This is a genomic window from Bacillus cereus group sp. BfR-BA-01379 (assembly GCF_022663605.1).
GTDB classification, from domain to species: Bacteria; Bacillota; Bacilli; order Bacillales; family Bacillaceae_G; genus Bacillus_A; species Bacillus_A mobilis.
In genome coordinates, this window is the sequence record NZ_JAKUFT010000122.1 from 1 (window position 1) to 8,172 (window position 8,172).

Below are 8,172 nucleotides of genomic sequence, written 5' to 3' on the forward strand. Positions count from 1 at the left end.
CAAAAAGACACATAACTAAATAGACTTGTAATAAAAACCCATAAAAATTAATATATGGTTATACAGTATTTTTACTGTATGGTGATTTTAAGCGATTCCCCTTAAAATCAACTTACTCACATACCTTTATACAGTAATTGTTCCCCAATTTCTGTATATCAAAAAACCTTTCATTCATTTGAAAGGTCTTTTTGAGCCTGCACATATTCTTCTTTCGTATTCACATTTATAAACCAATCTGCATTCGCTTGTACATCTTCTCCAGAAACATACTTCACATTACATTGTGATAAAAGTTGGCCCATACTTCTTTTTTCCTCCTGAAGCAAAGCATAAATCTTTTCTTTCACACGGTTATGATACGCTGCAAGTAATGGTTGTTTCCTTCCATTAATAATAGGGACAACTGCATCATATTCATTACTCGTTTGCTCTAGTAAAATGGTAAACCACTCTTGCAAAACATTTGGCGCATCGCAAGGCATAATAGCATACCAATCTGCTTCTATATATTCCATTCCTGATACAATTCCAGCAAGTGGTCCATTTCCTTTATAATGCGGAATATCTTCTATAACAGGAACTTGTACGAGTTGCTCTACTCGCTCTTTTATATCGGAGTTACTAATGACCACAACTTCTTGCAACGCAGTCGTCATCACTTTCAAAATATGCTCTATAAAAGTACTACCTTGCCAGCTCGCTAACGCTTTCGGCTCACCGAATCGACTCGACATACCGCCTGCCAATACAATTCCAGCATACTTACTCATTGGCGATGCAGCTCAAATGTAATATGACCTAATTCCGGTAAAATTAATTTATTCATCGCAAGACGAACTGCTCCGCTAGACCCTGGCATGGAAAAGACAACTTTGCGGCCAATTGTACCGCCAATCGCTCTACTTAACATTGCGCTGCTTCCGATATCTTCTAAATAACTAATCATGCGGAACAACTCACCAAACCCGACAATTTCTTTATCTAATAACGCTGATACTGCTTCAATCGTCACATCACGTTTCGTAATGCCAGTACCGCCATTTGTTAACACGACATCAACATCTTCCCTATGATAACCAGCTAACACCGCTTGCTGAATACTTTCTTTATCATCTTTTACAATTTCATAAGAGGTCACTGTATGCCCTGCTTCTTTTAACAATTCATGTAATAGTTGTCCGCTCTTGTCTGTCTCTTCTGTACGTGTATCAGAAATCGTCACAATCTTGCAGCGCACTTCTTTTGGCGCTTGTTTTTTATGTTCAGTTACACTCATTTTTCATCTTTCCTTTCATTTAACTTTGTAAAATTATGTATAAATTAAAGAATTCAATATGATACAATATAAGCATATTTATCCATATAAAGGAGCTTTATATGATTCAAAATATGAAACGATACGTACCCATTATACCATTCCTAATTATATTATCCCTTTCTCAATGTATCGCTTACGGGTTTGATATTAACTTTTTAAAATTGTATGTGCTTATGCCTGATGGTGGTATTCGTTACTATTTGACTAGCACATTAATTCCTCTCGTACTTGCCTATAGAGTAGATTATATATTTAAACGTTCTATCTCTAAATAAGGAGGTCTACATATTATGGAACTTTACAAAAAACTAACAACAACATTCATCCTCTTATTCGTCGCTTCCATTACTGTTGGCTTTTCTCTAAAAGGCGCAATTCCATACGCTACATTAGTAAGCATTATATTCGCAACACTATTTTTACTAAGCAGTGCCTTTTGCGCGGGTAAAGCACGTCAAATGAAAGGTTGATTACATATGTTCCAGAAGAAACCAATCCTTTGTAAATCATGTGAAAAAGAAATCCAAACGTATGAAAAAGCATGGATTCATATGCCCTTTCCGGCAAGTGGCATGACGAATATGAAAAAATATATTGAGCTAGACGGTGAAGTGTATTGTAGCTCATGCATTCAAATTGTAAGTAAAACAAAATAAAAAAAGCTTTGCGCTCACCGCGCAAAGCTTTTTTTCATATATTATAGACCAGCCTGCTCTTTTAAAGCTGCAGCTTTGTCTGTACGTTCCCATGTTAGATCTACATCAGTACGTCCGAAGTGGCCGTAAGCTGCTGTTTGTTTGTAAATTGGGCGACGTAAATCTAGCATTTTAATAATACCAGCTGGGCGAAGATCGAAGTTGTTACGAACTAGTTCTACTAGTACGTCTTCAGATACTTTACCAGTGCCGAATGTATCAACTGAAATTGATACTGGTTGTGCTACACCGATTGCGTATGCAAGTTGTACTTCTGCTTTGTCAGCAAGACCAGCTGCTACGATGTTTTTCGCAACATAACGAGCTGCATATGCTGCTGAACGGTCAACTTTCGTTGCATCTTTACCAGAGAATGCACCGCCACCGTGGCGAGCGTATCCACCGTAAGTATCAACGATGATTTTACGTCCTGTTAAACCAGCATCACCTTGTGGTCCACCAATTACGAAGCGACCAGTTGGGTTAATGAAGAATTTCGTTTCTCCATCCATTAATTCTGCTGGAACTACAGCTTTAATTACATGCTCTTTTAAATCGCGATCGATTTCTTCCCATGTAACATCTGGATGATGCTGTGTAGAAATTACGATTGTATCTACACGTACAGGTTTACCATTTTCATCATACTCAACTGTAACTTGCGTTTTTCCATCCGGACGTAAGTATGATAATGTGTCATCTTTACGTACTTCAGTTAAACGGCGAGCTAATTTGTGAGCAAGCGAGATTGGAAGTGGCATTAATTCTTGTGTTTCATTACATGCGAAGCCAAACATTAAACCTTGGTCTCCTGCACCAATTGCCTCAATCTCAGCGTCAGTCATTAGACCTTCGCGTGCTTCTAGCGCTTGGTCAACACCCATAGCGATGTCAGCAGATTGCTCATCGATAGATGTTAAAACTGCACAAGTTTCTGCATCGAATCCGTATTTTGCGCGTGTGTAACCAATGCCTTGAATTGTTTCACGAACGATTTTTGGAATATCTACGTAAGTAGAAGTCGTAATTTCCCCCGCTACCAATACTAAACCAGTTGTTACAGTTGTTTCACAAGCTACACGTGCATTAGCGTCCTTTGATAAGATCGCATCTAAAATTGAATCAGAAATTTGGTCACAAATTTTATCTGGATGTCCTTCAGTTACAGACTCAGATGTGAACAGATGACGTTTTTTTGTCATGTGGTAAACCTCCCTACAGTAATTGTATATATTGTACGGAACTCATCCTTAATTTGCCACAAACTGCGACATACATTTATTCTCCCACACAAGCATACAGAAAAACCTTTCCTACTTTACATAGAGGAAAGGTTTAATTTGCTACTTGCATACTGCTTTTTGCCCTTTGCTCTTATCGTTCGAGACCGTTAGCCTCGCACAGGTTTTAGCACCTATTCACCTGTATTTACCACTACAAGTGAGGTTGCTGGGCTTCATCGGGCCTGTCCCTCCGCCAGCTCGGGATAAGAGAGTATCCGTCCCAACCTATACTAAAGAAATGATATTCATTTGTCAATTAATATTCACATTTTCCTGAAAGTTTTTCTCAATACGCCTGAAATGAAATATTAATAAGGAAATAATGCATTCACACAAACAAAAAGAAATAAATAGTATACATTATTTATATAATTGTGTTATACTCTTGTTGGGGATTACGAGAAATATTTCATTAAATGAAAAGGATGGTATATAAATATGAGTACTGTGAATGTCCAAATTGGTTTACACGAATTATTGAACGGAAGCAATGCACAGATTCAACTAAGTGTTCCGCAATTAGTGGAAAAAGTATTAATGCGAAATGAAGGGAAATTAACTTCTACTGGTGCCGTTTCTGCTTCAACAGGAAAATATACAGGACGTTCTCCTAAAGATAAATTTATTGTGAAAGAAGCATCGGTTGCTGACAAAATTGCTTGGGGAGCAGTGAATCAACCGATTTCTGAAGAACATTTTAATAAATTATATACTAAAGTTTTAGAATACTTAAAAGAAAAAGAAGAGTTATTCGTCTTCAATGGATTTGCAGGCGCTGACCGCAATTACCGCCTACCAATTCAAGTTATTAACGAATATGCATGGCACAATTTATTTGTACATCAATTATTTATTCGTCCAACTGAAGAAGAATTAACAACTCATGAATCAGAGTTCACAATTGTTTCTGCACCGAATTTCAAAGCTGATCCAGCTGTTGACGGTACAAACTCTGAAGCATTCATTATGGTTTCATTCGAAAAACGTATCGTGCTAATTGGTGGTACAGAATACGCTGGAGAAATGAAAAAATCAATCTTCTCTATTATGAACTTCTTACTACCTGAACAAGATATTCTTTCTATGCATTGCTCTGCAAACGTAGGTGAAGAAGGCGACGTAGCACTATTCTTCGGTTTATCTGGAACAGGTAAAACAACATTATCTGCTGATCCAAACCGTAAATTAATCGGTGATGATGAACATGGTTGGTCTGATAACGGTGTATTCAATATTGAAGGCGGTTGCTACGCAAAATGTGTAAACCTTTCTCACGAGAAAGAACCACAAATTTTCGATGCAATCAAATTTGGATCTGTTTTAGAAAACGTTATCATTAATAACCAAACGCGTATCGCAGACTACAACGATACTACTTTAACAGAAAATACTCGTGCTGCATACCCTATGCATGCGATCGACAATATCGTACTGCCAAGTGTTGCTGGACACCCAAATACAATCATTTTCTTAACTGCTGATGCATCTGGTGTATTGCCTCCAATCAGTAAGTTATCAAAAGAACAAGCTATGTATCATTTCTTAAGTGGTTACACTAGTAAACTAGCAGGAACAGAGCGCGGCGTTACATCTCCGCAAGCAACATTCTCAACTTGCTTCGGTTCACCATTCTTACCACTTGATGCATCTCGCTATGCTGAAATGCTTGGTGAAAAAATCGAGAAACACGATGCGAAAGTATTCTTAGTAAACACTGGCTGGACTGGTGGCGAATACGGCGTTGGTAAACGTATGAACTTAGGTTACACTCGTGCAATGATTCAAGCAGCATTAAGCGGCGAACTTGCGAAAACAGAAACAGCTAAACATGACATCTTCGGTCTTGAAGTTCCACTTCACGTACCAGGTGTACCTGACGAAGTGTTAATGCCTGAACAAACTTGGGCTGATAAAGCTGCTTACAAAGCAAAAGCAATCGAGCTTGCGAGCGAATTCAAAGAGAACTTCAAAAAGTTCGACAGCGTTTCTGAAAATATTATTAACTTAGGCGGTCCAATCGCTTAAGTACAAACTTTCTGTTGGAATAACCCTTTTACTCATATGAATAAGTGTCGTGTAACCGTAAAGTTCCGCGTACTCACCGACAAAACCCAATGCGGCTTAACGGTTATACACACTTACATAAAAAAGAAGCTTACGTTTTTACGTAAGCTTCTTTCTATATCTTCTCTCTTCATCCGTGATGTAGTTCGGAAAAATTACAGAAAATTCATTTTATAACCATTCACTTTTCATTTTTTATGATAAAATTTACATATACAGGAAAGGGTGAGTCCTATGAAAAAATTTTCTCGTACAGGAAAAATTTTATTCAGTTACGGAGCGATTCAAATGTTTTGGGGACTTGTGATGCTTAACGTTAATTTATTTGAGCATACAAGTGAAACGAGAAAATATATTATTCTAATTACCGGAATAACTTGTTGTATTATATCCAACCTTTTTAAAGAACCCGAGAATCATACAAATACGTGATTTCATGTTAACTTATTGGAAGCAGCAACCTGTATTTTATAAAAAGTTACGCTTCCTGTTGTACTATCCATCACTGAATCACTTATCCCAGAGTAAGCCCATTTCCACACAGACAATTCACAGCTTCGAACATATAAATTATATCCCTACTCACTACATCTCTCTGGTTTCACATCGCATGGGGCTAAAAAAGGCCCTGACCTCTTCTATCCTTCGCCGGATCCTCTATTCCATCTAAAAGAGGCTTTTATCTTTTTATCTTTTTAGCTCTTCGTTAATTCTTCCTCATCTTTCATACTATAGTAGCCTAAATTCACAACGATTAAGAAATAACCGCCCAGAATCCCTACTGCAAATGCCCACATAACCATGTGGTGCTCAATTTCGTACATAATAATAGCACCTAAAATAGCAGCTGCAAAACGATTAAACATACCGAGCGTCGGTGCTTTCGTTTTCTTTACGATACTATCTCCAAGCTTCTCAATTCGTCTCCCTAAAAGCCAAACGCAATACATACTTACAATCAGTCCAATTCCTGCACCTAGAAAATGAGCTGAAAACGGCGTTAACATCCAGCCTAGTAAAAGAAAACCTAGTAAATAATACGATTGAATTTTAAACGATCTTAATGACATACTAATCATGCTGTTCTCCTCTTCGGTAATTTTTACCCCGCATTAACGGGCAGTACGACCCTCACCTCAAAATTCAGTGGAGGCAAAGAAGTTAAGTGGGGGCTCAACTGCCCGTAAAAGCCCGATTAGTTCAACTAATAATCAGTGGGGGATGAACAACCCCCCCACTGATTAAAGTTTCACTTTATCTATCCAACAAAAGCTGTATAACTCAGTTCTTTCGAGTTCATACTACTTAAAATTCATTTCACTCAAATTAAAAACAACATAAACAGTTTGTTTATGTTGTTTTTAATGTTTTCAGGAAATAATATTATACAAGATTTCAAACATCATATTCTCATAATTTGTGACGTTTTTCCAAACATTTTTCGTCCATTTATGAAAAAAGTGATATCAATCTATGAACATACGGATATGATGTAATAAGCACACAAATAAAGGGGGCGTCTAATGATTTATTTTTTAATGGCTCTCATTCACCTCATTATCCCTGCACTTATTGGACTTTCATTGTATTGGTACACGAAAAATCACAGTATTTTTTACGCTGTCCTCGGTGTTCTTCTTCCAGGTATTATTCTTATCACACTCTTCCGTATTCCATTTTTAAACTTAATTCCTCTTATTACTGCTATCTTATTTCTCGTCTTCTTACCAAAAATAAAAAAATAGGAAAGCAGATCATAGGTGATCTGTTTTCCTATTTTGATATAGGTTTCCCCGCAATAGAATGAACTTTTACTTTCTCCGATTTCACAAACCATAGACCGAAGAAAATAATAATGCCACCGATTATTTGTTGAAACGATACATATTCATTTGCCCATACAGCTGCAAATAAAACAGCTACAAGCGGCGTTATATACATATATACCATCGTATGTGACGCGCCAATTTTTTGAATACCAACATACCACATTACTAAACCAAATACTGTTACAAAGAAAATGGAATATAGTAAAGCGAATAGTGTCATTTCGTGTGTAATTTGAAATGGCATTATAAATACATGTGGTCCACTTAACAATAAAAGCGGAATCGCGCCAACTAATGCTGACCATGCGGTAACACGTAGTGCTGAATATTTTGTAATTAGTGGACCTGCTAAAACAGGATAAAGTCCCCAACATATTGATGTTATAAGTCCAATTCCGTTACCATAAAAAGAACTAGCAAGTGAATGTCCTGCTACTAAAACTAATGCTGCACCGCCAAAGGCAATGATAGAACCAATGAGCTTTCGAGAAGAAGACTTTTCTTGTTTCAAAAAAATAGCAAATACAGTTGTAAAAATAGGTGAAATAGAAATGAGTAATGAGGCATTTGTAGCGGACGTATATTTGACAGTTTCCATAAACAATGTTTGATACAGTACAATACCTACAACGCTAACGATGATTAACCTAGGTATATCCTTTCGCTCCATATAAACCGACTTTTCAATAAAAAATGTAAGGAGTAACATAAGCGGTGCCGCCGATATCATCCGAAGTGCAGTAAACTCAATTGCTGTAAATTCTAAAAGTCCATATTTCGCAATCGTAAAATTTATCCCCCAAATAATAACGACTGTTAAAATTAAAAACTCAATCCCCCATCTTCTCATGTGTATCCCCTCCGCACATAAGATTATACAGAAAATTCAATCATATGTACATTTCATTATGTGAAAAAATCTTCCTATCGTATGGAGAGGTTTGCTTTGTTTGACACATGCAATTATATTAGCGATTTTT

At 37.0% G+C, this 8,172-nt stretch carries 11 protein-coding genes and 1 riboswitch; of the genes, 6 read left to right on the forward strand and 5 right to left on the reverse strand.

Features of this window, described 5'->3' with window-relative positions:
• Positions 1-170 precede the first annotated feature (170 nt).
• Together MR113_RS26000 and MR113_RS26005 are read right to left on the reverse strand one after the other, a co-directional pair.
• On the reverse strand, positions 171-773 hold the full coding sequence (locus MR113_RS26000) for a molybdenum cofactor guanylyltransferase (RefSeq protein WP_242257354.1): 603 nt from the start codon (positions 771-773) through the stop codon (positions 171-173).
• On the reverse strand, positions 770-1,279 hold the full coding sequence (locus tag MR113_RS26005; RefSeq protein WP_000117133.1) for a MogA/MoaB family molybdenum cofactor biosynthesis protein: 510 nt from the start codon (positions 1,277-1,279) through the stop codon (positions 770-772). Before MR113_RS26005 ends, MR113_RS26000 begins: the two co-directional genes overlap by 4 nt.
• A 101-nt stretch (positions 1,280-1,380) precedes the next feature.
• On the opposite strand from MR113_RS26005, the gene MR113_RS26010 reads away from it, so the two are divergent.
• The 3 genes from MR113_RS26010 to MR113_RS26020 are packed head-to-tail and all read left to right on the forward strand — an operon-like array spanning position 1,381 to position 1,977.
• The gene (locus MR113_RS26010; RefSeq protein WP_242257355.1) at positions 1,381-1,596 is read left to right on the forward strand and encodes a hypothetical protein; all 216 of its coding nucleotides are present in this window, start codon (positions 1,381-1,383) and stop codon (positions 1,594-1,596) included.
• Positions 1,597-1,611: 15 nt separating this feature from the next.
• Positions 1,612-1,791, forward strand: coding sequence for a hypothetical protein (locus MR113_RS26015; RefSeq protein WP_000424805.1), 180 nt, complete (start codon positions 1,612-1,614; stop codon positions 1,789-1,791).
• A gap of 6 nt (positions 1,792-1,797) precedes the next feature.
• Positions 1,798-1,977, forward strand: coding sequence for a hypothetical protein (locus MR113_RS26020; RefSeq protein WP_240589073.1), 180 nt, complete (start codon positions 1,798-1,800; stop codon positions 1,975-1,977).
• Positions 1,978-2,018: 41 nt separating this feature from the next.
• Here MR113_RS26020 and metK read toward each other — a convergent pair whose 3' ends face one another.
• Positions 2,019-3,218 (reverse strand): methionine adenosyltransferase, encoded by a 1,200-nt coding sequence (gene metK / locus MR113_RS26025; protein WP_000163113.1) that lies wholly within the window; start codon positions 3,216-3,218, stop codon positions 2,019-2,021.
• A 169-nt stretch (positions 3,219-3,387) separates the two neighbouring features.
• Positions 3,388-3,509: riboswitch (SAM riboswitch) on the reverse strand.
• A 228-nt stretch (positions 3,510-3,737) separates the two neighbouring features.
• Here metK and pckA point away from each other — a divergent pair.
• On the forward strand, positions 3,738-5,324 hold the full coding sequence (pckA, locus tag MR113_RS26030) for a phosphoenolpyruvate carboxykinase (ATP) (RefSeq protein ID WP_242257356.1): 1,587 nt from the start codon (positions 3,738-3,740) through the stop codon (positions 5,322-5,324).
• A 273-nt stretch (positions 5,325-5,597) separates the two neighbouring features.
• The gene (locus MR113_RS26035) at positions 5,598-5,795 is read left to right on the forward strand and encodes a hypothetical protein (RefSeq protein WP_242257357.1); all 198 of its coding nucleotides are present in this window, start codon (positions 5,598-5,600) and stop codon (positions 5,793-5,795) included.
• Between the two features lie 263 nt (positions 5,796-6,058).
• Here MR113_RS26035 and MR113_RS26040 read toward each other — a convergent pair whose 3' ends face one another.
• Positions 6,059-6,442 (reverse strand): ATP synthase subunit I, encoded by a 384-nt coding sequence (locus MR113_RS26040; RefSeq protein WP_000624932.1) that lies wholly within the window; start codon positions 6,440-6,442, stop codon positions 6,059-6,061.
• A gap of 444 nt (positions 6,443-6,886) precedes the next feature.
• On the opposite strand from MR113_RS26040, the gene MR113_RS26045 reads away from it, so the two are divergent.
• Positions 6,887-7,108, forward strand: coding sequence for a hypothetical protein (locus MR113_RS26045; protein ID WP_000639043.1), 222 nt, complete (start codon positions 6,887-6,889; stop codon positions 7,106-7,108).
• A 28-nt stretch (positions 7,109-7,136) separates the two neighbouring features.
• On the opposite strand, the gene MR113_RS26050 is transcribed toward MR113_RS26045, so the two are convergent.
• Complete coding sequence (locus MR113_RS26050) at positions 7,137-8,042, reverse strand: DMT family transporter (RefSeq protein WP_242257358.1); 906 nt, start codon at positions 8,040-8,042, stop codon at positions 7,137-7,139.
• Positions 8,043-8,172 lie beyond the last annotated feature (130 nt).